This window comes from Nocardioides xinjiangensis (assembly GCF_017916385.1).
Taxonomy (GTDB): domain Bacteria; phylum Actinomycetota; class Actinomycetes; order Propionibacteriales; family Nocardioidaceae; genus Nocardioides; species Nocardioides xinjiangensis.
Map to the genome: position 1 here is coordinate 2477017 of NZ_JAFMSW010000001.1, position 20426 is coordinate 2497442.

Consider the following 20426-nt stretch of genomic DNA (forward strand, 5'->3'; position numbering starts at 1 on the left):
TCAGTTCCCCATCACGCGGCTCGACCACAGGTCGGCGTACTCGATGTCCTCCTCGGCCTCCAGCGCCCGGAAGGTCTGGATGTTGTTGTCGGCGATGAACTCCGCCGTCGGGAAGATCCAGGGGCTCTGGGCGAGCTCGGGATCGATCTTCTCCATCTCGGCCTGCGCGCCCTGCACCGGGCACACGTAGTTGACGTAGGCCGCGACCTCGGCCGCGACCGCAGGGTCGTAGTAGTAGTCGATGAGCGTCTGGGCGTTGCGCCGGTGGGTGGAGGTGATCGGGACCATGAGGTTGTCCGACCAGAGGGTGCCGCCCGACTCGGGGATGGCGAAGGTCCAGGCGGGGTCGCCGGTGTCGTAGGCGAGGATGAAGATGTCGCCGCTCCAGGTGATCCCGGCCAGCGCGTTGCCGCTCGTGAGGTCCTCCAGGTAGGAGTTGCCCTTCACCTTGCGGATGTAGCCGTCCTCGATCTTCTGCTCGATGAACTCGATCGCCTTCTCGAACTCCGCCCTGCCCCAGTCGCTGGAGATGTCGACCCCCTGCTGCTGCATCACCAGGGCGGCGGTGTCGCGATACTCGGAGAGCACGACGACCCGGCCCTTGAGGTCGTCGGTCCACAGGTCGTCGAGCGACTTCAGCTCCCGGCCGACCTTGTCCTTGTTGTAGCCGATCCCGGCGAAGCCGCTCTGCCACGTGACGGAGTAGTTGCGGCCCGGGTCGAAGGGGACGTCCTTGAGGGGCTGCAGGAGGTTGGAGACGACGTTGGGCATCTGGGCCAGCTCCAGCGGCTGGCACAGCTGCTCGCGGATGATCCGGGCGGTCATCCAGTCGGTGAGGGTGAACAGGTCGCGGTCGATGCTCTGCCCGGCGCGGAGCTGGGGGGCGACCTTGGCGAAGTAGGAGTCGTTGTCCTCGATGTCCTCGCTGTAGCTGACCTCGATCCCGGTCTGCTTCATGAACCGCTCGAGCGTCGGGTACTTCTTCGTCTTCTCGTTGACGTCGAGGTACGCCGTCCAGTTCGCCCACTTGACGATCTTCTCGCTGTCGGAGACGTCCTCGGGCAGCTTCAGCTCGGGAGCCCCGCCGCTGGGCGGCTCGGGGGGAGCGCAGCCCGCGAAGGCGAGGGCGGACGTGGCCGCGGCGCCCGCGCCGAGCAGGGCTCGGCGGCTGAGCCGCGGTCCCATCCCGGCGAGCACGGCGGCAGCACCGGGGGACAGGGGTCGGGGTGCGCGACCCGGGAACGATGTCATCAGTAGTGCCTCTCGTGGGTGCGTGTCAGCTGCTGATGTTGGCCATGACGTGCTTGATGCGGGTGTAGTCCTCGAAGCCGTACATCGAGAGGTCCTTGCCGTAGCCGGACTTCTTGTAGCCGCCGTGCGGCATCTCGGCGACGAGCGGGATGTGCGTGTTGATCCACACGCAGCCGAAGTCGAGCGCCCGCGACATCCGCATCGCGCGGCCGAAGTCCCTGGTCCACACCGAGGAGGCCAGGCCGTAGTCGACGCCGTTGGCCCAGCGGACCGCCTCGTCCTCGTCGGTGAAGCGCTGGACCGTGATGACGGGGCCGAAGATCTCGTTCTGGACGGCCTCGTCGTCCTGGCGCAGGCCGGAGAGCACGGTCGGCTCGAGGAAGTAGCCCCCGCCGAGGTCCGTGCGCCGGTTGCCGCCCGCCGACACGGTCGCGTGGGCCGGGAGGTTCTCGATGAAGCCCGTGACCCGCGCCAGCTGGTTGGTGTTGTTGACCGGGCCGAGCAGCGCGTCCTCGTCGTCGGGCAGCCCCACCGGCGCGGAGCTGCGCGCGTACTCCGCGAGCGCGGCCACGAAGTCGTCGTGGATCCCCGGCGCGACGAGGACCCGTGTCGCGGCGGTGCAGTCCTGGCCGGCGTTGAAGTAGCCCGCGACGGCGATGCCCTCCACGGCGGCCTCGAGGTCGGCGTCGTCGAAGACCACCACCGGCGCCTTGCCGCCCAGCTCGAGGTGGACCCGCTTGACCTGCGGCGCGGCGCTCGCCGCCACCTCCGCGCCGGCGCGCACCGAGCCGGTGATCGCCACCATGGCGGGCGTCGGGTGTTCCACGAGCAGGCGGCCGGTCTCGCGGTCGCCGGTCACGACGTTCAGCGTGCCCGCTGGCAGGTGCTCCGAGGCGAGCTCGGCCAGCCGCAGGGTGCTCTCCGGCGTGGTGTCGCTGGGCTTGAGGACGACGGTGTTGCCAGCGGCGAGGGCGGGGCCGATCTTCCACACCGCCATGAGCAACGGGTAGTTCCACGGCGTCACCTGGCCGACGACGCCGATCGGCTCCCGCCGGATCCACGACGTGTGCCCCTGCATGTACTCGCCGGCGGCCTTGCCCTCGAGGACCCGGGCCGCACCGGCGAAGAACCGGAGCTGGTCGACCATGGGCGGGATCTCCTCGCTCGCGGTCAGCGCCTTGATCTTGCCGGTGTTCTCCGACTCCAGTGCGATCAGCTCGTCGGCGTGGGACTCCACGGCGTCGGCCAGCTTGAGCAGCGCCTGCTGGCGCTCGCTCGGCGTCGTGCGGCCCCACTCCCCGAAGGCCCGGCCGGCGGCGTCGTACGCCGCGTCGACCTCCTCGGTGCCGCTCACCGGCGCACGGGCGACCACCTCGCCCGTGGCGGGGTTGACGACGTCGCTCATCGCTCCGGGGCTGCCGTCGACGAAGCGGCCACCGATGAAGTTGCGAAGAGTGCGGGGGCTGGTCACGTGTGTCCTCCCGGTCGGGTGCGGTCGAAGGGAGACTAGGACGGCGGACCGGTCAATCTCCATACCCACGGGCAAAGATTCTGCGGTAATCGCAGAATTAACGAGTACGAAATGCGGATTCCACGTCTGACGACTTGCGAAGCCGCAGTCTCCCGTCCACGATGGGCCGCATGAGTGAGGGATCGGTGCGGCTCGATGCGACCGCCAAGCGCATCATCGAGCTCCTCCAGGAGGACGGCCGCATCTCCTACGCCGCGATCGCGAAGGCCGTCGGGCTGTCCGAGGCCGCTGCTCGCGCGCGGGTCCAGAAGCTGCTCGACTCCGAGGTGATGCAGGTCGTCGCCGTCACCGACCCGACCCAGGTCGGGTTCACCCGCCAGGCGATGATCGGCGTGCGCACCGAGGGCGACCCGATGAAGGTGGGCGACCGCCTCGCCGAGGTGAGCGAGGTCGACTACGTCGTCACGACCGCCGGCAGCTTCGACCTCCTCGTCGAGGTGGTGTGCGAGGACGACCCGCACCTGCTCGACGTCATCCGCCAGGTCCGAGAGCTCGAGGGCGTGGTCTCCTCGGAGACCTTCGTCTACCTCAAGCTCAACAAGCAGCACTACAACTGGGGTACCCGATGAGCCTGCACACGTCCTCCACCGACACCTTCGACCACCAGGCCGCCGGGCGCGACCACCTGTGGTTGCACTTCACCCGGCACTCCACCTACGAGAACGGCGGCGAGATGCCGATGATCGTCCGGGGGGAGGGCCACCGCATCTGGGACAGCCACGGGCGGGAGTACATCGACGGCCTCGCCGGCCTGTTCGTCGTGCAGGTCGGCCACGGCCGCGAGGAGCTCGCCGAGGCGGCCGCCCGCCAGGCCAAGGAGCTCGCCTTCTTCCCGCTCTGGTCCTTCGCCCACCCGCGGGCGGTGGAGCTGGCCGACCGGATCGCCGCGATGGCCCCCGGCGACCTGAACCGCGTCTTCTTCACCACCGGTGGCGGCGAGGCCGTGGAGTCCGCCTGGAAGCTGGCCAAGCAGTACTTCAAGCTCACCGGCAAGCCGAACAAGCACAAGGTGATCTCCCGCGCCGTGGCCTACCACGGCACCCCGCAGGGGGCGCTGTCCATCACCGGCATCCCGCCGCTGAAGGAGATGTTCGAGCCCCTGGTGCCGGGAGCGCACAAGGTGCCGAACACCAACTTCTACCGCCGCCCCGAGTTCGTGGGCGACGACGAGAAGGCGTTCGGCCGGTGGGCCGCGGACCGGATCGCGGAAGCCATCGAGTTCGAGGGCCCCGACACCGTCGCCGCGGTGTTCCTGGAGCCGGTGCAGAACGCGGGCGGGTGCTTCCCGCCGCCGCCCGGCTACTTCGAGCGGGTCCGCGAGATCTGCGACGAGTACGACGTGCTGCTCGTCTCCGACGAGGTCATCTGCGCGTTCGGCCGCGTCGGCGAGATGTTCGGCGCCTCGGAGTTCGGCTACCAGCCCGACATCATCACCTGCGCCAAGGGCATGACGTCCGGCTACTCGCCGATCGGCGCGATGATCGCCAGCGACCGGCTGTTCGAGCCGTTCAGGAGCGGGACGACGGCGTACGCCCACGGGTACACGTTCGGTGGCCACCCGGTCTCCTCGGCCGTCGCGATGGCCAACCTCGACATCTTCGAGCGCGAGGGCCTCAACGACCACGTGGCCCGCAACGCCCCGGCGTTCCGCGCGGCGCTGGAGAGGCTCCTCGACATCCCGATCGTGGGCGACGTGCGCGGCCACGGCTACTTCTACGGCATCGAGCTCGTGAAGGACCGGGAGACCAAGGAGACCTTCGACGACGCCGAGTCCGAGCGGCTGCTCCGCGGCTACCTCTCCGGGGCGCTGTGGGAGGCCGGGCTCTACTGCCGCGCCGACGACCGCGGCGACCCGGTGATCCAGCTCGCGCCGCCGCTGATCATCGGCCAGCCGGAGTTCGACGACATCGAGCAGCGGCTCCGCTCGGTGCTGACGGGGGCGCTCGCGCACCTCTGAGCGGCACGTCGCTGATGTGCGCCCGCCCGCGGTGACCGGGGAGGATGGGCACGTGAACGACGTCGTACGCCCGGCCCGCCCGCATCTCAAGCTCACCGAGGACGGGCGGCGCATGCGCGAGGTCCTCACCTACTCCCGTCGCGGCAACCGGTTCACCCCGCGCCAGGCCGAGTCGTGGGCGGCCCACCACGCCGACTGGGTCATCCCCGACGAGGCGGTCGACCGTCCTGGCTTCTCGCTGGCCGAGTGGTTCGGTCGCGAGGCGCCGCTGATCGTCGAGATCGGCTCGGGCATCGGCGAGGCCACCGCGGTGCTCGCTGCCGCCCGGCCCGACCACGACGTCCTCGCGCTGGAGGTGTGGCGCCCGGGTGTCGCCGACTCGCTGTGGCGGGTGGCCGAGGCGGGCGCCGACAACGTGCGCTTCTGCTCCGTCGACGCCGTCTGGTCGCTCGAGCACCTCGTCGCGCCGGGCAGCCTCGCCGAGCTCTGGACGTTCTTCCCCGACCCGTGGCGCAAGACCAAGCACCACAAGCGGCGACTGGTGAACCCGGCCAACGCCGCGCTCGCGTCGTCGCGGCTGGTGCCCGGCGGCAGGTGGCGGCTGGCCACCGACTGGGCCGACTACGCCGACCAGATGCTCGAGGTGCTCGACGCCGAGCCGACCCTGGAGGGCGGTCGCGTCGAGCGGTGGAGCGAGCGGCCGGCCACGCGCTTCGAGCGCAAGGGCCTCGAGGCCGGCCGTGACATCGTCGACCTCTGCTACCGCCGGACGTCCTGATCACTCCAGCACCAGGCCGGCCTCGCGCAGCAGGTGCTCGAGGCGGAGCCGCTCCGCCTCGCGGTCGGTGCCCTCGGGGACCCCGCTGAGCGTGTCGGGCACGCCGAGGCGCTCCGCCGCCTGCACGAGCAGGTCCTCGTACGCCGCCCGCGTGCCGCGCCGCCGTGCCATGGTCGTGCCCGGGGCAGGTGCGACGACCTCGGCGCGGACGCGTCGCAGGGAGCGCGCGAGGTCCTCGATCGCGGGGCCGACGGGCGTCTCCGGGGGAGGGGAGGCGCGGTCGCGCACCCGCCGCCAGGCACGCCGGACCCGGTCGTAGCACACCACCGCGAGCCCCGCTCCGAGCAGCAGCACGACGACGAGCACCTCGACCGGACCGGCCATCCTCCGACGGTAGGCCGGGGCCCTGCGGCGGGCAAGAGCAGGGCGCGGGCCGGCACGAGGGCCGCCCGGCGGACCGGGCCTCCTGCGATTTGGCGTGGGCGCGCGGAGTCTGTCAAGATGTTCCGGTTGCTCCGGCGGGTCGCCGGGGAGCGGCACGCCTTGACTTCTGAATCGCGTCTCCTTGATCGAGCCAGTCGTCTTGCGTGCACCGCACCGGATCACGTGGTGATCGGAGACCCGACCAGATCCGACAACCGTCGGGTGCCACCCAGAGCATCACCGCTTCCCCTCGGGGTCGTGTCACGAGTCAGAACCGCGACACGCCCGACCGCGGGGGTCGGCGGGTGGCGGAGAGACAGGCGGCGCTCGCCCACCCGGGGCAGGGAGCCGGAACCAGACCAGGCGTACGAGATCGAAGAGGACACGGACCTATGGCGGGACAGAAGATCCGCATCAGGCTCAAGGCCTATGACCACGAGGTGATCGACACCTCGGCGCGGAAGATCGTGGACACCGTCACCCGCACGGGTGCGAAGGTCGCCGGCCCTGTGCCGCTGCCGACCGAGAAGAACGTGTACTGCGTCATCCGTTCGCCCCACAAGTACAAGGACTCCCGCGAGCACTTCGAGATGCGGACGCACAAGCGCCTGATCGACATCATCGACCCGACGCCGAAGACCGTCGACTCGCTGATGCGTCTCGACCTGCCTGCCGGTGTCGACATCGAGATCAAGCTCTGAGGCGCGACATGGCTAACACTTTCGAACGCAACGTGAAGGGCCTGCTGGGCACCAAGCTCGGCATGACCCAGCTCTGGGACGAGAACAACCGCATCGTCCCCGTCACCGTCATCGCGGCCGCGACCAACGTCGTGACCCAGGTCCGCCAGCCCGAGGTCGACGGCTACAACGCCATCCAGGTCGGCTTCGGCGAGATCGAGGCCCGCAAGGTGAACTCGCCCGAGGCGGGTCACTTCGCCAAGGCCGGCGTCACCCCCCGTCGCCACCTCGCCGAGATCCGCACCGCGGACGCCGCCTCGTACACCGTGGGCCAGGAGCTCGGGGTCGACACCTTCGCCGCAGGCGAGGAGATCGACGTCACCGGCACCAGCAAGGGCAAGGGCTTCGCCGGCACGATGAAGCGGCACGGCTTCGCCGGTGTCTCCGCCTCGCACGGTGCCCACCGCAACCACCGCAAGCCCGGCTCGATCGGCGCCTGCGCCACGCCGGGTCGCGTGTTCAAGGGCACCCGCATGTCGGGCCGCATGGGCAACGACACGGTCACCACCCAGAACCTGACGGTGCACGCCGTCGACGCCGACAAGGGCCTCATCCTCCTCAAGGGCGCCGTTCCCGGCCCCCGGGGTGGCCTCGTGGTCCTCCGCTCGGCCGCCAAGAACTCCGCCGCTACTGGCAAGGAGGCCTGAGCATGGCTGTCCAGACCGTCCAGGTCGACCTCCCCGCCGAGATCTTCGACGTCGAGGTCAACATCCCGCTGATCCACCAGGTCGTCGTGGCCCAGCAGGCCGCTGCGCGCCAGGGCACCCACGCCACCAAGACCCGCGGCGAGGTCCGCGGCGGTGGCAAGAAGCCCTACAAGCAGAAGGGCACCGGCCGCGCCCGCCAGGGCTCGACCCGCGCCCCGCAGTTCGCCGGTGGTGGCACCGTGCACGGCCCGCAGCCGCGCAGCTACGACCAGCGCACGCCCAAGAAGATGAAGGCCGCCGCCCTTCGCGGTGCCCTCTCCGACCGGGCCCGCAACGGTCGCGTGCACGTGGTCGACGGCCTGGTGTCGGGCGACAAGCCCTCCACCCGCGCCGCGCTGGCCGCGCTGACGTCGCTGACCGACCGCGTGGGCTACCTCGTGGTGCTGGAGCGCTCCGACGCGATCACCTGGCTCTCGCTGCGCAACGCGCCCGAGGTCCACATCGTCGCCGTCGACCAGCTCAACACCTACGACGTGCTGGCCGCTGACGACGTGGTCTTCACCAAGGGCGCCTACGACGTGTTCGTCGGTGGCGCCACCGCCCCGGCCGCCGGCTCGACCACCGGGACCGACGCCGCCGACGAGCCGGCCCTGCCGGCCGGTGCCAAGGCGCCGCTCAAGAGCGGGAAGAACCCGAAGGGCTACGAGGTCCTCGGCCAGCAGTCCGGCACCTACCTCGTCGAGGGCGACGCCGGCTACGACGTCGCGGGCGGGGACTTCTGGTTCAAGTCCGTCGAGGACGCCGAGGCCGCCGGTCTCACCCGTGGCAAGGAGGACGACAAGTGAGCACCCTGCACAAGGACCACCGCGACATCCTGATCGCCCCGGTCGTGTCCGAGAAGAGCTACGGCCTGCTCGACGCCAACAAGTACACCTTCATCGTCCACCCGGACGCCAACAAGACCGAGATCAAGATCGCGGTCGAGAAGGTCTTCGACGTCAAGGTCACCTCCGTCAACACGATCAACCGCCAGGGCAAGACGCGTCGCACCCGCTACGGGATCGGCAAGCGCCCCAACACCAAGCGCGCGATCGTCAGCCTCGCCGAGGGTCACCGCATCGACATCTTCGGAGGTCCGGTCTCCTGACCGGGCTGGTGAATAGGAACTGATATGGCTATCCGCAAGTACAAGCCGACCACCCCGGGCCGCCGTGGCTCGTCGGTGGCCGACTTCGTCGAGATCACCCGGACCACGCCCGAGAAGTCGCTGACGCGCCCGTTGCCCAAGAAGGGCGGCCGCAACAACCAGGGACGCATCACCACGCGTCACCAGGGTGGCGGTCACAAGCGCGCCTACCGCGTCATCGACTTCCGTCGCTACGACAAGGACGGCGTGCCGGCCAAGGTCGCTCACATCGAGTACGACCCCAACCGCACCGCTCGCATCGCGCTGCTGCACTACGCCGACGGCGAGAAGCGCTACATCGTCGCGCCGAAGGACCTGACCCAGGGCACCGCCGTGGAGTCCGGCCCCAACGCCGACATCAAGCCCGGCAACAACCTGCCGCTGCGCAACATCCCGGTCGGTACCACCATCCACTGCGTGGAGCTGCGTCCCGGCGGCGGCGCCAAGCTCGCCCGCTCGGCCGGCAACTCCGCCCAGCTCGTCGCCCGTGAGGGCTCGCGCGCCACGCTGCGCCTGCCCTCGGGCGAGATGCGCTACGTCGACGTGCGCTGCCGCGCCACCGTCGGCGAGGTCGGCAACGCCGAGCAGTCGAACATCAACTGGGGCAAGGCCGGCCGCATGCGCTGGAAGGGCAAGCGCCCGACCGTCCGCGGTGTCGTCATGAACCCGGTCGACCACCCGCACGGTGGTGGTGAGGGCAAGACCTCCGGTGGTCGCCACCCGGTCTCCCCCTGGGGCAAGCCCGAGGGTCGTACGCGCAAGCGCAAGGCCAGCGACTCCCAGATCATCCGTCGTCGCAAGTCCGGCAAGGGTAGGAAGTAACCGACATGCCTCGTAGCCTCAAGAAGGGCCCCTTCGTCGACGACCACCTGCAGAAGAAGGTGGACGCCGAGAACGAGAAGGGCTCGCACAACGTCATCAAGACCTGGTCGCGCCGGTCGATGATCGTGCCCGACATGATCGGCCACACCATCGCCGTGCACGACGGTCGCAAGCACGTCCCCGTCTTCGTCACCGACTCCATGGTCGGCCACAAGCTCGGGGAGTTCGCCCCCACCCGCACCTACCGCGGGCACGTCAAGGAAGACCGGAAGGGACGCCGTCGATGAGCACCACCGAGCGCAGCCGCACCAGCGCGCGCCGCGAGTCGCTGCTCGGCGACCAGCCGGGCGCGTTCGCCAGCGCACGCTACGTGCGGATCACCCCGATGAAGGCCCGCCGTGTCGTCGACATGGTCCGCGGCCTCCCGGTCGACGAGGCGCTGACGCTGCTGCAGTTCGCGCCGCAGGCCGCCTCCGAGACCGTCTACAAGGTCCTCGAGAGCGCGGTCGCCAACGCCGAGACGACCGAGGGCCTCAACCGCGCCGACCTCGTCCTCTCCGTCGCCATGGTCGACGAGGGTCCGACGATGAAGCGCTGGCGTCCGCGTGCCCAGGGCCGCGCGACCCGCATCAACAAGCGCACCAGCCACATCACCCTCGCGGTGCAGCCGGCTGACGCGCTCGACGCCAAGCCGGGCAAGAACGCCCGTGCCAACAAGAACGGAAGGGGTGCCTGATGGGTCAGAAGATCAACCCCAACGGCTTCCGCCTGGGCATCTCCACCGACCACAAGAGCCGCTGGTACGCCGACAAGCTCTACAAGTCGTACGTCGGTGAGGACGTCGCCATCCGCAAGCTGCTCTCCAAGGGCATGGAGCGGGCCGGCATCGCGAAGGTCGAGATCGAGCGCACCCGTGACCGCGTCCGGGTCGACATCCACACCGCGCGTCCCGGCATCGTCATCGGCCGCCGCGGCGCCGAGGCCGACCGCATCCGCGGCGAGCTCGAGAAGCTCACCGGCAAGCAGGTGCAGCTGAACATCCTCGAGGTCAAGAACCCCGAGGTCGACGCGCAGCTGGTCGCCCAGGGCGTCGCCGAGCAGCTCTCGGGCCGGGTGCAGTTCCGCCGCGCCATGCGCAAGGCGATGCAGACCTCGATGCGCTCCGGTGCCAAGGGCATCCGGATCCAGTGCTCGGGCCGCCTCAACGGCGCCGAGATGTCGCGCACGGAGTTCTACCGCGAGGGCCGCGTGCCCCTGCACACCCTCCGCGCCGACATCGACTACGGCTTCTACGAGGCCCGCACCACCTTCGGCCGCATCGGCGTGAAGGTCTGGATCTACAAGGGCGAGGTCGCCGGCACCCGTGCCGAGCGCCAGGCCCAGCAGGCCGCCCGCGCCGGTGCTCCCGGCCGCGGTGGTCGTCCCAACACCCGTGGTGGCGACCGTCCGAGCCGTGGCTCGCGCGGCGACCGCGGTGCCCGCGGTGGCGACGCCCCCGCCGTGACCGAGGCGCCGGCCGGCGGCGACACCGCCCTGGCCGCCACCCCTGCAGAGACCCAGGAGGGCTGACACCATGCTGATGCCCCGTCGCGTCAAGCACCGCAAGCAGCACCACCCCAAGCGCCGCGGCGTCGCCAAGGGCGGCACCACGCTGGCCTTCGGTGACTTCGGCATCCAGGCGGTCGAGGGTCACTACGTGACCAACCGGCAGATCGAGTCGGCCCGTATCGCCATGACCCGTCACATCAAGCGTGGCGGCAAGGTGTGGATCAACATCTACCCCGACCGTCCGCTGACCAAGAAGCCGGCCGAGACCCGCATGGGCTCCGGCAAGGGCTCCCCCGAGTGGTGGGTGGCCAACGTCAAGCCCGGCCGCGTCATGTTCGAACTCTCCGGCGTCGACGAGACCGTTGCCCGCGAGGCCATGCGCCGCGCGATGCACAAGCTCCCGATGAAGTGCCGGTTCATCTCCCGTGAGGCCGGTGAATTCTGATGGCTGCCCTGAACGCCCACGAGCTCGACGAGCTCAACGCCAGCGACCTGGAGGCCAAGCTCCGCGAGGCCAAGGAGGAGCTGTTCAACCTCCGCTTCCAGGCGGCCACCGGCCAGCTGGAGAGCAACGGCCGGCTCCGCACGGTCAAGAAGGACATCGCCCGCATCTACACCGTGGTCCGCGAGCGCGAGCTCGGGATCCGCACCACGCCGGGCACCAACGAAGAGGCGAAGGCATGAGCGAGAACACTGCGACCCAGTCGGCCGACGAGCGCAACCAGCGCAAGGTCCGCGAGGGCCTCGTCGTGAGCGACAAGATGGACAAGACCATCGTCGTCGCCGTGGAGGACCGCGTGAAGCACGCCCTCTACGGCAAGGTGCTGCGCAAGACCTCGCGCCTCAAGGCCCACGACGAGACCAACCAGTGCGGCATCGGCGACCGGGTCCTGATCATGGAGACCCGTCCGCTGTCCGCCACCAAGCGCTGGCGGCTCGTCGAGGTCCTCGAGAAGGCCAAGTGAGCCCTCGGTGAGCCGATCCGTCGGCTCACCGGACCAGCACCACCCGTAACCCCACCAGTTCGGCCAGGCTCCCGCCCCGCGAGGGCGTGAGAACCGGCTCGACAACCAGGAGAAACCAATGATCCAGCAGGAGTCGCGACTCAAGGTCGCCGACAACACCGGTGCGAAGGAGATCCTCTGCATCCGTGTTCTCGGTGGCTCCGGCCGTCGCTACGCCGGCATCGGTGACGTCATCGTCGCCACCGTCAAGGACGCGATCCCCGGTGGCAACGTCAAGAAGGGCGACGTCGTCAAGGCCGTGGTCGTGCGCACCGTCAAGGAGCGTCGCCGTGCCGACGGCTCCTACATCCGCTTCGACGAGAACGCCGCCGTCATCCTCAAGAACGACGGCGAGCCTCGTGGCACGCGCATCTTCGGCCCCGTGGGCCGCGAGCTGCGCGAGAAGCGCTTCATGAAGATCATCTCGCTCGCCCCGGAGGTGCTGTGAGAGATGGGTAAGAACATGAACATCAAGAAGGGCGACACCGTCAAGGTGATCGCGGGCAAGGACAAGGGTGCCCAGGGCAAGGTCATCTCGGTCCTCCGTGAGGAGGAGCGGGTGGTCGTCGAGGGCGTCAACCTCGTCAAGCGCCACACCAAGTCCGTGCAGCAGACCAACACCACCGGCGGCATCATCACCCGCGAGGCGCCCATCCACGTCTCCAACGTGATGCTCGTCGAGGGTGACGGCGTCACGCGTGTCGGCTTCCGCCGCGACGAGGTCACCAAGCGCCGTCCCGACGGCTCGACCTACGCCGCCAGCCGCTCGGTCCGCGTGTCCCGCAAGACCGGCAAGGAGATCTGAGATGGCCGAGACCCAGACGACGGAGATCCCCCGTCTCAAGGCGCGCTACCGCGAGGAGATCGTCCCCGCCCTGCGCTCGGAGTTCGACATCGCGAACATCATGCAGGTGCCCGGCCTGACCAAGATCGTGGTCAACATGGGCGTCGGCGAGGCCGCTCGCGACTCCAAGCTGATCGAGGGCGCCATCCGCGACCTCACCGCGATCACCGGCCAGAAGCCGGCCGTGACCAAGGCCCGCAAGTCCATCGCGCAGTTCAAGCTGCGCGAGGGCATGCCGATCGGTGCGCACGTCACGCTGCGCGGCGACCGGATGTGGGAGTTCCTGGACCGGCTGCTGTCGCTGGCCCTGCCCCGCATCCGCGACTTCCGCGGCCTCTCGCCCAAGCAGTTCGACGGCCGCGGCAACTACACCTTCGGTCTCACCGAGCAGGTCATGTTCCACGAGATCAACCAGGACAGGATCGACCGGTCCCGCGGCATGGACATCACCGTCGTGACCACCGCCACCAACGACGACGAGGGCCGCGCGCTGCTCAAGCAGCTCGGCTTCCCGTTCAAGGAGAACTGACATGGCGAAGACTGCGCTCAAGGTCAAGGCCGCCCGCAAGCCGAAGTTCGCTGTCCGCGGCTACACCCGCTGCCAGCGCTGCGGCCGCCCGAAGGCCGTCTACCGCAAGTTCGGCCTGTGCCGCATCTGCCTGCGGGAGATGGCCCACCGCGGCGAGCTCCCCGGCGTCACCAAGTCCTCCTGGTGACCACGGTCTCCTGGTAAATCACCTCACACCCGTTGCAGGTCCACCGGCTGCGAGCCGGCGGAAACCACGACGAGAAAGAACCACATCATGACGATGACTGACCCGATCGCAGACATGCTCACGCGTCTGCGCAACGCCAACCAGGCGTACCACGACGTGGTGTCGATGCCCTACAGCAAGATGAAGGCCGGCCTCGCGGAGATCCTCAAGCAGGAGGGCTACATCACCTCCTACGACGTCGCGGACAACGTGACCGCCGAGGGCGAGCCCGCCGTCGGCAAGACGCTGACCGTCACGCTCAAGTACGGCCGCAACCGGGAGCGCTCGATCGCCGGCGTCCGCCGCATCAGCAAGCCCGGCCTGCGCGTGTACGCCAAGCACACCAACCTGCCCAAGGTCCTCGGCGGCCTCGGCGTCGCGATCATCTCGACGTCCCAGGGCCTGCTCACCGACCGCCAGGCGAACCAGAAGGGCGTGGGCGGCGAAGTCCTCGCCTACGTCTGGTGACCCGGACCCTCTGAGACCAGGAAGAGAGAGAAGCATGTCGCGCATTGGCAAGCTCCCCATCGCGGTCCCGTCCGGTGTCGACGTCGCGATCGACGAGTCGATGGTCACCGTCAAGGGCCCCAAGGGCACCCTGTCGCACACCGTCGCCGCGCCGATCACGGTCGCCAAGGGCGAGGACGGCGTCCTCGAGGTCACGCGTCCCGACGACGAGCGCACGAGCCGCTCGCTCCACGGCCTGACCCGCACGCTCATCAACAACATGGTGGTCGGCGTCACCGACGGCTACGAGAAGAAGCTCGAGATCGTGGGCGTGGGATACCGCGTCCTGCCCAAGGGCCCGACGCAGCTCGAGTTCCAGCTCGGCTACTCGCACCCGATCATCTTCGACGCCCCCGAGGGCATCACCTTCACCGTCGAGGGCCCGACGAAGCTCGGCGTCGTCGGCATCGACAAGCAGCTCGTCGGCGAGGTCGCGGCCAACATCCGCAAGCTCCGCAAGCCCGAGCCCTACAAGGGCAAGGGCGTGCGCTACGCCGGCGAGCAGATCCGCCGCAAGGTCGGAAAGGCCGGTAAGTGACATGGCGATCTCCCTGAGCAACAACAAGCACACGGCGAACCGTGTCCGTGCCCGCCTCCGCCGCCAGGCGCGTGGCCGCAAGCGGATCCACGGCACGACCGAGCGCCCGCGCCTGGTCGTGACCCGGTCCTCGCGTCACATCACCGTGCAGGTCGTCGACGACCTCGCCGGTGCCACGCTGGCCTACGCCTCCTCGATGGAGGCCGACGTCCGCAGCGCGGGCGGCGACAAGACCGAGCAGGCCAAGAAGGTCGGCGAGCTCGTCGCGAGCCGTGCCAAGGCGGCGGGTGTCGAGGGCGTCGTCTTCGACCGTGCCGGCAACAAGTACCACGGTCGCATCGCGGCCCTGGCTGACGCCGCCCGTGAGGGCGGCCTCCAGTTCTGATCGCACGACACCCCAAGATTCTGCGCGGCAGCGTGGCGACGAAGTCGGCACGGTCGCGCCAGACAACACTGAAGGAGCAAGTCTCATGAGCGGAGCCCAGCGCGGACAGCGCGGTGGCGAGCGCCAGTCTGGTGACCGTCGCGGACGCGACAACGGTCGCCAGGCTGACAAGACCGCCTACATCGAGCGCGTCGTGGCGATCAACCGTGTCGCCAAGGTCGTGAAGGGTGGTCGTCGCTTCAGCTTCACCGCCCTCGTGATCGTCGGCGACGGTGAAGGTCTGGTCGGCGTCGGCTACGGCAAGGCGAAGGAAGTCCCCGCGGCGATCGCCAAGGGTGTCGAGGAGGCCAAGAAGCACTTCTTCAAGGTCCCCCGCATCCAGGGCACCATCCCGCACCCGGTCCAGGGCGAGAAGGCCGCAGGCGTCGTCCTGCTGCGTCCCGCCGCTCCCGGTACCGGCGTGATCGCCGGTGGCCCGGTGCGCGCGGTCCTCGAGTGCGCCGGCATCCACGACGTGCTCAGCAAGTCGCTCGGCTCGTCCAACCAGATCAACATCGTCCACGCGACCGTCGAGGCGCTGCGGATGCTCGAGGAGCCCGAGGCCGTGGCCGCGCGCCGCGGCATGCGCGTCGAGGACGTCACCCCGGCCGCGCTGCTGAAGGCGCGCGCCGAGGCCGAGCTCGAGGCGACGGCGGGGGTGCAGTCCTGATGGCACAGCTGAAGGTCCAGCAGAAGCGCGGGCTGGTCGGGCTCAAGGCCAACCAGCGCGAGACGCTTCGTTCCCTCGGTCTCAAGCGCATCGGCGACGTCGTCGTGAAGGAAGACCGCCCGGAGATCCGGGGCATGATCAACACCGTCCGTCACCTCGTGACGGTCGAGGAGGTGGAGTGACATGACGCTCAAGCTGCACCACTTGCGTCCCGCTCCGGGTGCCAAGACCGCCAAGACCCGCGTGGGTCGCGGTGAGGCCTCGAAGGGCAAGACCGCCGGTCGCGGTACGAAGGGCACCAAGGCGCGCTACCAGGTCCCGTCTGCGTTCGAGGGCGGCCAGATGCCGATCCACATGCGCCTGCCCAAGCTGAAGGGCTTCAAGAACCCCTTCCGCGTGGAGTTCCAGGTCGTCAACCTCGACCGCCTCGGCGAGCTCTTCCCCGAGGGCGGCCAGGTGACCGTCGCCGACCTCGTGGCCAAGGGCGCGGTCCGCAAGGGCCAGCCGGTCAAGGTCCTGGGCCAGGGCGACATCTCGGTCCCGGTCCAGGTCAGCGCCGACGCGTTCTCGTCCTCCGCCCGGGAGAAGATCGAGGCCGCCGGCGGCACCGCGACCGTGGCCTGAGGCCACATCTCGCACATCCGGTGAAGGCCTGGCCGCACAGTGGGAACTGTCGGCCGGGCCTTCGTCGTTGTGGGGGGAAGTCGCTCCGACGCTGACTGTTAGGCTTCCCCGGGCCCTCCGCCGCACGACGGCGAGGGATTCTCGTCCGCCCGCCGATCCTGGCCGGGCACCCTTACGAAAGAGGAACTAGTGCTAGGCGCGTTCGCCAACGCTTTCCGGACGCCGGACCTGCGGCGCAAGCTGCTGTTCGTCCTGCTGATCATCACGATCTTCCGGCTCGGCTCGCAGGTGCCCACCCCCGGGGTGCACGTGGCCAACGTCCAGGCCTGCATCGACCAGCTGGAGGAGGGTGGGCTCTACAGCCTGATCAACCTCTTCTCCGGCGGTGCGCTGCTGCAGCTCACCATCTTCGCGCTCGGGATCATGCCGTACATCACGGCGTCGATCATCCTGCAGCTGCTGGTCGTGGTGATCCCACGCCTCGAGGCCCTCAAGAAGGAGGGCCAGGCCGGGCAGACGAAGATCACCCAGTACACCCGCTACCTGACGCTCGGCCTCGCGGTCCTCCAAGCCACGGGCATCGTGGCGCTGGCCCGCAACGGCGCGCTGCTGCAGGGCTGCACCCGCGACCTGCTGCACGACGACGGCACGGCGACGTTCCTCGTCATGGTCGTCACCATGACCGCCGGCACCGCGGTCATCATGTGGCTCGGTGAGCTCATCACCGACCGCGGCATCGGCAACGGCATGTCGATCCTCATCTTCACGCAGGTCGTGGCCACCTTCCCGGCGTCGCTGTGGAGCGTGCAGACCTCGCAGGGCTGGGTCACCTTCACCGTCGTGATGATCGTCGGCCTGATCCTGGTCGCCGGCGTGATCTTCATCGAGCAGGCGCAGCGCCGCATCCCGGTGCAGTACGCCCGCCGGATGGTCGGCCGCAAGATGTTCGGCGGCAACTCGACCTACATCCCGCTCAAGGTCAACCAGGCCGGCATCATCCCGGTCATCTTCGCCTCGTCGCTGCTCTACCTGCCGGCGATGGCGGTCCAGTTCAACCCCGAGAGCAGCAACCCGGTTCTCGACTTCGTGAGCACCTACTTCGTCAACGGCGACCACCCGCTGTACATGGCGACCTACTTCGCGCTCATCATCTTCTTCACGTACTTCTACGTCTCGATCACCTTCAACCCCGTCGAGGTGGCGGACAACATGAAGAAGTACGGCGGCTTCATCCCCGGGATCCGGGCGGGCAAGCCGACCGAGGACTACCTGTCCTACGTCCTGTCCCGCATCACGTTCCCTGGAGCTCTCTACCTCGGCCTGATCTCGCTGGTCCCGCTCATTGCCTTCGCGGCGATCGAGGCCAACCAGAACTTCCCCTTCGGCGGCACGTCCATCCTCATCATGGTCGGCGTGGCCCTCGACACCGTGAAGCAGATCGAGAGCCAGCTCCAGCAGCGCAACTACGAAGGATTCCTCCGCTGAAATGAGACTCATCCTCATGGGCCCGCCGGGCGCCGGCAAGGGCACCCAGGCCAAGGTCGTGGCCGACCACTTCGGCATCCCGGCGATCTCCACGGGTGACATCTTCCGGGCCAACGTCTCCCAGGGGACCCCGCTCGGCGTCGAGGCGAAGCGCTACATGGACGCCGGCGAGTACGTTCCGGACGAGGTCACCAACCTGATGGTGCGCAACCGGATCGACGAGGCGGACGCCGCTCCCGGCTTCCTCCTCGACGGCTACCCCCGCACCCTGGCCCAGGTCACCGAGCTCGACGGGATGATCCGCTTCACCGGTCACCAGCTCGACGCGGTCGTCGTGCTGACCGTCGACCCCGAGGAGCTCGTGCAGCGCCTGCTGCACCGCGCGCAGACCGACGGTCGTGCGGACGACACCGAGGACGTCATCCGCCGGCGCCAGGAGGTCTACGCCGAGCAGACCGAGCCGCTGATCGACGTCTACCGCGACCGCGGCATCCTCATCGAGGTCGACGGCATGGGCGAGGTCGACGAGGTCACCAAGCGCATCTTCGGGGCGCTCGACGTGGTCGCCCAGAGCTGACCCCGGCAGGCTGCGCACCATGGCGTTCCGCGACCGCGGGATCGAGATCAAGACGGCCGAGCAGATCGACCTCATGCGCGTCGCCGGCCGGCTCGTGGGGGAGACGCTGGAGCTGCTGCGCGCCGCCGTGCGCCCCGGGGTGACCACGCGCGAGCTCGACACGCTCGCCGAGGCGCACATCCGCGACCACGGTGGCGTCCCGTCGTTCAAGGGCTACAGCCACCCGCCGTTCCCGGCCACCATCTGCGCGTCGGTCAACGAGGAGGTCGTCCACGGGATCCCCGGCGACCGGGTGCTGGTCGAGGGCGACGTCATCTCGATCGACTGCGGGGCGATCGTCGAGGGCTGGCACGGCGACGCGGCCGTCACGGTCCCCGTCGGGGAGGTCGCTGCCGACGTCACCGAGCTGCTGCGCGTCACCGAGGAGTCGCTGTGGCGCGGCATGGCCGCGGCGCGGCTGGGTGGACGCGTCACCGACATCAGCCACGCCATCGAGACCTACGTCCGCGCCCAGGGGCGCTACGGCATCCTCGAGGACTACACCGGCCACGGCATCGGCACCGAGATGCACATGTCGCCCAACGTGCCCAACTACGGCCGGCGCGGACGTGGCCCCACGATCGTGGAGGGGCTGGCGCTGGCGGTGGAGCCGATGGTGACCCTCGGCAGCAAGCACACCGACCTGCTCGAGGACGAGTGGACGGTCGTCACCGTCGACCGGTCGCTCGCCGCGCACTTCGAGCACACCTTCACCGTCACCGACCGGGGCGCGTGGGTGCTGACCGCCGTCGACGGCGGCGAGGAGCGCCTGCGCGAGCTCGGCGTCCCATTCGGCGGACGCTGACCTCCCGTTTCGCGCCCCCACCGGCGTCCGTGGAAGGATGGGGCCGCTGGAGGGGAGTACTCCCCGGCTGTGGTGTCGTCATCACGGTGTCGCGCGAGCGCCGCCCGGTGCCACTGGTTCGCCCGACGGTCCGCCGACGGGCGGGCGGAAGAGACCTCCGGTGTCCGTGTGCTGCCCGGGCACCGACCTCACCTCACCCCCTCAAGGAGCAACAGCGTGGACGTCCCCACCTGGGTCTGGATCGCGACCGCCGTCGTGACCCTCGCGATCTTCACCTTCGACCTCGCGGTGGTCGGCCGCCGTCCGCACGAGCCGAGCATGAAGGAGTGCGCGACCTACCTGTCGATCTACGTCGGCATGGCGCTGCTCTTCGGCCTCGGCGTCTGGTACACCTCGGGCGGCACGCCCGCGCTGGAGTTCTACTCCGGCTGGCTGGTGGAGTACTCGCTCTCCATCGACAACCTCTTCATCTTCATCATCATCATGGCGAAGTTCGCCGTGCCGCGTGAGCTGCAGCAGTACGCGCTGATGATCGGCATCGTGATGGCGCTGGTGATGCGCGCGATCTTCATCGCCGTCGGTGCCGCCGCGATCAGCAACTTCAGCTGGATCTTCTACCTCTTCGGCCTGTTCCTGGTCTACACGGCCATCAAGCTGGCCAAGGAGGGCAGCGAGGACGAGGACGAGGACGAGTTCGAGGAGAACAAGCTCGTCGCGTTCGTCGAGCGCCGCTTCCCGGCCACGTCGGAGTGGCACGGCAAGAGCCTCCTGGTCACCGGCGAGGGCGCCAAGAAGATGATCACGCCGATGTTCATCGTGATCCTCACGCTGGGCACCACCGACCTGCTCTTCGCGCTCGACTCGATCCCCGCGATCTTCGGCATCACCAAGGAGCCCTACCTGGTGCTGACGGCCAACATCTTCGCGCTGATGGGCCTGCGCCAGCTCTACTTCCTGATCGGCGGCCTCCTGCAGCGCCTCATCTACCTGTCCTACGGACTGGCGTTCCTGCTCGCGTTCATCGGCGTGAAGCTGTTCTTCCACGCCCTGCACGAGAACGAGCTGCCGTTCATCAACGGCGGCGAGCACCTCGACTACGCCTGGCTCGAGATCCCGATCTGGCTCTCCCTGGTGGTCATCGTGGCCACGCTGGCGATCACCGCCGTGCTGTCGCTCTGGGCGTCCAGCCGCATGTCGCGCCAGGAGCAGGACGCCGCCACCGGGCCGCGCCGCGACTGGGACGACGACTGACTCTGCGCTGACGGCGGCCG

The 20426-nt window shown here is 69.1% G+C and carries 31 protein-coding genes; 28 read left to right on the plus strand and 3 right to left on the minus strand.

The features are described from left to right. Together J3P32_RS11685 and J3P32_RS11690 are read right to left on the minus strand one after the other, a co-directional pair. Positions 1–1251 (minus strand): ABC transporter substrate-binding protein, encoded by a 1251-nt coding sequence (locus J3P32_RS11685; protein ID WP_210439915.1) that lies wholly within the window; start codon positions 1249–1251, stop codon positions 1–3. Between the two features lie 25 nt (positions 1252–1276). Next, positions 1277–2722: a gamma-aminobutyraldehyde dehydrogenase gene (locus tag J3P32_RS11690; RefSeq protein WP_307861673.1), complete on the minus strand. Its 1446-nt coding sequence runs from the start codon at positions 2720–2722 to the stop codon at positions 1277–1279. A gap of 170 nt (positions 2723–2892) precedes the next feature. Between J3P32_RS11690 and J3P32_RS11695 the strand changes: the two genes are divergently transcribed. Genes J3P32_RS11695 through trmB form a run of 3 tightly spaced genes read left to right on the plus strand, consistent with a single transcriptional unit; the run spans position 2893 to position 5517 of the window. Then, on the plus strand, positions 2893–3351 hold the full coding sequence (locus J3P32_RS11695; RefSeq protein WP_246850090.1) for an Lrp/AsnC family transcriptional regulator: 459 nt from the start codon (positions 2893–2895) through the stop codon (positions 3349–3351). Continuing rightward, positions 3348–4739, plus strand: a complete 1392-nt coding sequence (locus tag J3P32_RS11700; RefSeq protein ID WP_210439917.1) for an aspartate aminotransferase family protein — start codon at positions 3348–3350, stop codon at positions 4737–4739. The genes J3P32_RS11695 and J3P32_RS11700 overlap by 4 nt, the downstream gene beginning before the upstream one ends. 52 nt (positions 4740–4791) lie before the next feature. Continuing rightward, positions 4792–5517 carry a tRNA (guanine(46)-N(7))-methyltransferase TrmB gene (gene trmB / locus J3P32_RS11705; protein WP_307861674.1) on the plus strand — a complete coding sequence of 242 codons (726 nt, stop codon included), beginning with the start codon at positions 4792–4794 and terminating at the stop codon, positions 5515–5517. Here trmB and J3P32_RS11710 read toward each other — a convergent pair whose 3' ends face one another. After that, positions 5518–5901: a hypothetical protein gene (locus J3P32_RS11710; RefSeq protein WP_210439918.1), complete on the minus strand. Its 384-nt coding sequence runs from the start codon at positions 5899–5901 to the stop codon at positions 5518–5520. It lies immediately after the preceding gene. 431 nt (positions 5902–6332) lie between these two features. Between J3P32_RS11710 and rpsJ the strand changes: the two genes are divergently transcribed. The 25 genes from rpsJ (at position 6333) to J3P32_RS11835 (ending at position 20406) form a co-directional block, all read left to right on the plus strand. Continuing rightward, entirely contained in the window at positions 6333–6641 is a 309-nt protein-coding gene (rpsJ, locus tag J3P32_RS11715; protein WP_008360994.1) for a 30S ribosomal protein S10, read from the plus strand. A gap of 8 nt (positions 6642–6649) precedes the next feature. Next, positions 6650–7327: a 50S ribosomal protein L3 gene (gene rplC / locus J3P32_RS11720; protein WP_210439919.1), complete on the plus strand. Its 678-nt coding sequence runs from the start codon at positions 6650–6652 to the stop codon at positions 7325–7327. 2 nt (positions 7328–7329) lie between these two features. After that, positions 7330–8172, plus strand: coding sequence for a 50S ribosomal protein L4, sunset domain variant (gene rplD, locus J3P32_RS11725; RefSeq protein WP_210439920.1), 843 nt, complete (start codon positions 7330–7332; stop codon positions 8170–8172). Beyond that, the gene (gene rplW, locus J3P32_RS11730) at positions 8169–8474 is read left to right on the plus strand and encodes a 50S ribosomal protein L23 (RefSeq protein WP_210439921.1); all 306 of its coding nucleotides are present in this window, start codon (positions 8169–8171) and stop codon (positions 8472–8474) included. The genes rplD and rplW overlap by 4 nt, the downstream gene beginning before the upstream one ends. Before the next feature lie 24 nt (positions 8475–8498). Continuing rightward, positions 8499–9335 carry a 50S ribosomal protein L2 gene (rplB, locus tag J3P32_RS11735; protein ID WP_210439922.1) on the plus strand — a complete coding sequence of 279 codons (837 nt, stop codon included), beginning with the start codon at positions 8499–8501 and terminating at the stop codon, positions 9333–9335. Positions 9336–9340: 5 nt separating this feature from the next. Next, a complete protein-coding gene (gene rpsS / locus J3P32_RS11740; protein WP_090969263.1) occupies positions 9341–9622 on the plus strand; it encodes a 30S ribosomal protein S19 in 282 nt (93 codons plus the stop codon). Then, positions 9619–10071 carry a 50S ribosomal protein L22 gene (rplV, locus tag J3P32_RS11745; RefSeq protein ID WP_210439923.1) on the plus strand — a complete coding sequence of 151 codons (453 nt, stop codon included), beginning with the start codon at positions 9619–9621 and terminating at the stop codon, positions 10069–10071. Before rpsS ends, rplV begins: the two co-directional genes overlap by 4 nt. Continuing rightward, positions 10071–10904, plus strand: coding sequence for a 30S ribosomal protein S3 (gene rpsC, locus J3P32_RS11750; protein WP_210439924.1), 834 nt, complete (start codon positions 10071–10073; stop codon positions 10902–10904). The genes rplV and rpsC overlap by 1 nt, the downstream gene beginning before the upstream one ends. Before the next feature lie 4 nt (positions 10905–10908). Continuing rightward, positions 10909–11328 (plus strand): 50S ribosomal protein L16, encoded by a 420-nt coding sequence (gene rplP / locus J3P32_RS11755; protein ID WP_210439925.1) that lies wholly within the window; start codon positions 10909–10911, stop codon positions 11326–11328. After that, a complete protein-coding gene (rpmC, locus tag J3P32_RS11760) occupies positions 11328–11567 on the plus strand; it encodes a 50S ribosomal protein L29 (RefSeq protein ID WP_210439926.1) in 240 nt (79 codons plus the stop codon). Before rplP ends, rpmC begins: the two co-directional genes overlap by 1 nt. After that, entirely contained in the window at positions 11564–11848 is a 285-nt protein-coding gene (gene rpsQ / locus J3P32_RS11765; RefSeq protein WP_210439927.1) for a 30S ribosomal protein S17, read from the plus strand. The genes rpmC and rpsQ overlap by 4 nt, the downstream gene beginning before the upstream one ends. Before the next feature lie 118 nt (positions 11849–11966). Next, complete coding sequence (rplN, locus tag J3P32_RS11770; protein ID WP_056599693.1) at positions 11967–12335, plus strand: 50S ribosomal protein L14; 369 nt, start codon at positions 11967–11969, stop codon at positions 12333–12335. Between the two features lie 3 nt (positions 12336–12338). Beyond that, complete coding sequence (gene rplX, locus J3P32_RS11775; protein WP_210439928.1) at positions 12339–12692, plus strand: 50S ribosomal protein L24; 354 nt, start codon at positions 12339–12341, stop codon at positions 12690–12692. 1 nt (position 12693) lies between these two features. Further along, positions 12694–13260: a 50S ribosomal protein L5 gene (gene rplE / locus J3P32_RS11780; RefSeq protein ID WP_210439929.1), complete on the plus strand. Its 567-nt coding sequence runs from the start codon at positions 12694–12696 to the stop codon at positions 13258–13260. 1 nt (position 13261) lies between these two features. Beyond that, on the plus strand, positions 13262–13447 hold the full coding sequence (locus J3P32_RS11785) for a type Z 30S ribosomal protein S14 (protein WP_011757321.1): 186 nt from the start codon (positions 13262–13264) through the stop codon (positions 13445–13447). 87 nt (positions 13448–13534) lie between these two features. Then, on the plus strand, positions 13535–13954 hold the full coding sequence (gene rpsH, locus J3P32_RS11790; RefSeq protein ID WP_191278206.1) for a 30S ribosomal protein S8: 420 nt from the start codon (positions 13535–13537) through the stop codon (positions 13952–13954). Between the two features lie 34 nt (positions 13955–13988). Then, on the plus strand, positions 13989–14531 hold the full coding sequence (rplF, locus tag J3P32_RS11795) for a 50S ribosomal protein L6 (protein ID WP_210439930.1): 543 nt from the start codon (positions 13989–13991) through the stop codon (positions 14529–14531). Between the two features lies 1 nt (position 14532). Continuing rightward, complete coding sequence (rplR, locus tag J3P32_RS11800; protein WP_210439931.1) at positions 14533–14916, plus strand: 50S ribosomal protein L18; 384 nt, start codon at positions 14533–14535, stop codon at positions 14914–14916. A gap of 85 nt (positions 14917–15001) precedes the next feature. After that, a complete protein-coding gene (gene rpsE, locus J3P32_RS11805) occupies positions 15002–15625 on the plus strand; it encodes a 30S ribosomal protein S5 (RefSeq protein ID WP_210439932.1) in 624 nt (207 codons plus the stop codon). After that, the gene (gene rpmD, locus J3P32_RS11810) at positions 15625–15807 is read left to right on the plus strand and encodes a 50S ribosomal protein L30 (protein ID WP_210439933.1); all 183 of its coding nucleotides are present in this window, start codon (positions 15625–15627) and stop codon (positions 15805–15807) included. Before rpsE ends, rpmD begins: the two co-directional genes overlap by 1 nt. Position 15808: 1 nt before the next feature. After that, positions 15809–16249 (plus strand): 50S ribosomal protein L15, encoded by a 441-nt coding sequence (gene rplO / locus J3P32_RS11815; protein ID WP_210439934.1) that lies wholly within the window; start codon positions 15809–15811, stop codon positions 16247–16249. A 189-nt stretch (positions 16250–16438) separates the two neighbouring features. Continuing rightward, complete coding sequence (gene secY / locus J3P32_RS11820; RefSeq protein WP_210439935.1) at positions 16439–17734, plus strand: preprotein translocase subunit SecY; 1296 nt, start codon at positions 16439–16441, stop codon at positions 17732–17734. A gap of 1 nt (position 17735) precedes the next feature. After that, positions 17736–18311, plus strand: coding sequence for an adenylate kinase (locus J3P32_RS11825; protein WP_210439936.1), 576 nt, complete (start codon positions 17736–17738; stop codon positions 18309–18311). Between the two features lie 19 nt (positions 18312–18330). After that, positions 18331–19155, plus strand: a complete 825-nt coding sequence (gene map, locus J3P32_RS11830) for a type I methionyl aminopeptidase (protein ID WP_210439937.1) — start codon at positions 18331–18333, stop codon at positions 19153–19155. Between the two features lie 216 nt (positions 19156–19371). Beyond that, entirely contained in the window at positions 19372–20406 is a 1035-nt protein-coding gene (locus J3P32_RS11835) for a TerC family protein (protein ID WP_210439938.1), read from the plus strand. The last annotated feature ends 20 nt before the right edge of the window (positions 20407–20426 follow it).

Bases quoted from the DNA above. Each gene is read 5' to 3' on its own strand.
- J3P32_RS11685 (WP_210439915.1), bottom strand. From the start codon at position 1,251: ATGACATCGTTCCCGGGTCGCGCACCCCGACCCCTGTCCCCCGGTGCT.
- J3P32_RS11695 (WP_246850090.1), top strand. From the start codon at position 2,893: ATGAGTGAGGGATCGGTGCGGCTCGATGCGACCGCCAAGCGCATCATC.
- J3P32_RS11700 (WP_210439917.1), top strand. From the start codon at position 3,348: ATGAGCCTGCACACGTCCTCCACCGACACCTTCGACCACCAGGCCGCC.
- J3P32_RS11710 (WP_210439918.1), bottom strand. From the start codon at position 5,901: ATGGCCGGTCCGGTCGAGGTGCTCGTCGTCGTGCTGCTGCTCGGAGCG.
- rpsJ (WP_008360994.1), top strand. From the start codon at position 6,333: ATGGCGGGACAGAAGATCCGCATCAGGCTCAAGGCCTATGACCACGAG.
- rplC (WP_210439919.1), top strand. From the start codon at position 6,650: ATGGCTAACACTTTCGAACGCAACGTGAAGGGCCTGCTGGGCACCAAG.
- rplD (WP_210439920.1), top strand. From the start codon at position 7,330: ATGGCTGTCCAGACCGTCCAGGTCGACCTCCCCGCCGAGATCTTCGAC.
- rplB (WP_210439922.1), top strand. From the start codon at position 8,499: ATGGCTATCCGCAAGTACAAGCCGACCACCCCGGGCCGCCGTGGCTCG.
- rpsS (WP_090969263.1), top strand. From the start codon at position 9,341: ATGCCTCGTAGCCTCAAGAAGGGCCCCTTCGTCGACGACCACCTGCAG.
- rplV (WP_210439923.1), top strand. From the start codon at position 9,619: ATGAGCACCACCGAGCGCAGCCGCACCAGCGCGCGCCGCGAGTCGCTG.
- rpsC (WP_210439924.1), top strand. From the start codon at position 10,071: ATGGGTCAGAAGATCAACCCCAACGGCTTCCGCCTGGGCATCTCCACC.
- rplP (WP_210439925.1), top strand. From the start codon at position 10,909: ATGCTGATGCCCCGTCGCGTCAAGCACCGCAAGCAGCACCACCCCAAG.
- rpmC (WP_210439926.1), top strand. From the start codon at position 11,328: ATGGCTGCCCTGAACGCCCACGAGCTCGACGAGCTCAACGCCAGCGAC.
- rpsQ (WP_210439927.1), top strand. From the start codon at position 11,564: ATGAGCGAGAACACTGCGACCCAGTCGGCCGACGAGCGCAACCAGCGC.
- rplN (WP_056599693.1), top strand. From the start codon at position 11,967: ATGATCCAGCAGGAGTCGCGACTCAAGGTCGCCGACAACACCGGTGCG.
- rplX (WP_210439928.1), top strand. From the start codon at position 12,339: ATGGGTAAGAACATGAACATCAAGAAGGGCGACACCGTCAAGGTGATC.
- rplE (WP_210439929.1), top strand. From the start codon at position 12,694: ATGGCCGAGACCCAGACGACGGAGATCCCCCGTCTCAAGGCGCGCTAC.
- J3P32_RS11785 (WP_011757321.1), top strand. From the start codon at position 13,262: ATGGCGAAGACTGCGCTCAAGGTCAAGGCCGCCCGCAAGCCGAAGTTC.
- rpsH (WP_191278206.1), top strand. From the start codon at position 13,535: ATGACGATGACTGACCCGATCGCAGACATGCTCACGCGTCTGCGCAAC.
- rplF (WP_210439930.1), top strand. From the start codon at position 13,989: ATGTCGCGCATTGGCAAGCTCCCCATCGCGGTCCCGTCCGGTGTCGAC.
- rplR (WP_210439931.1), top strand. From the start codon at position 14,533: ATGGCGATCTCCCTGAGCAACAACAAGCACACGGCGAACCGTGTCCGT.
- rpsE (WP_210439932.1), top strand. From the start codon at position 15,002: ATGAGCGGAGCCCAGCGCGGACAGCGCGGTGGCGAGCGCCAGTCTGGT.
- rpmD (WP_210439933.1), top strand. From the start codon at position 15,625: ATGGCACAGCTGAAGGTCCAGCAGAAGCGCGGGCTGGTCGGGCTCAAG.
- rplO (WP_210439934.1), top strand. From the start codon at position 15,809: ATGACGCTCAAGCTGCACCACTTGCGTCCCGCTCCGGGTGCCAAGACC.
- J3P32_RS11825 (WP_210439936.1), top strand. From the start codon at position 17,736: ATGAGACTCATCCTCATGGGCCCGCCGGGCGCCGGCAAGGGCACCCAG.
- map (WP_210439937.1), top strand. From the start codon at position 18,331: ATGGCGTTCCGCGACCGCGGGATCGAGATCAAGACGGCCGAGCAGATC.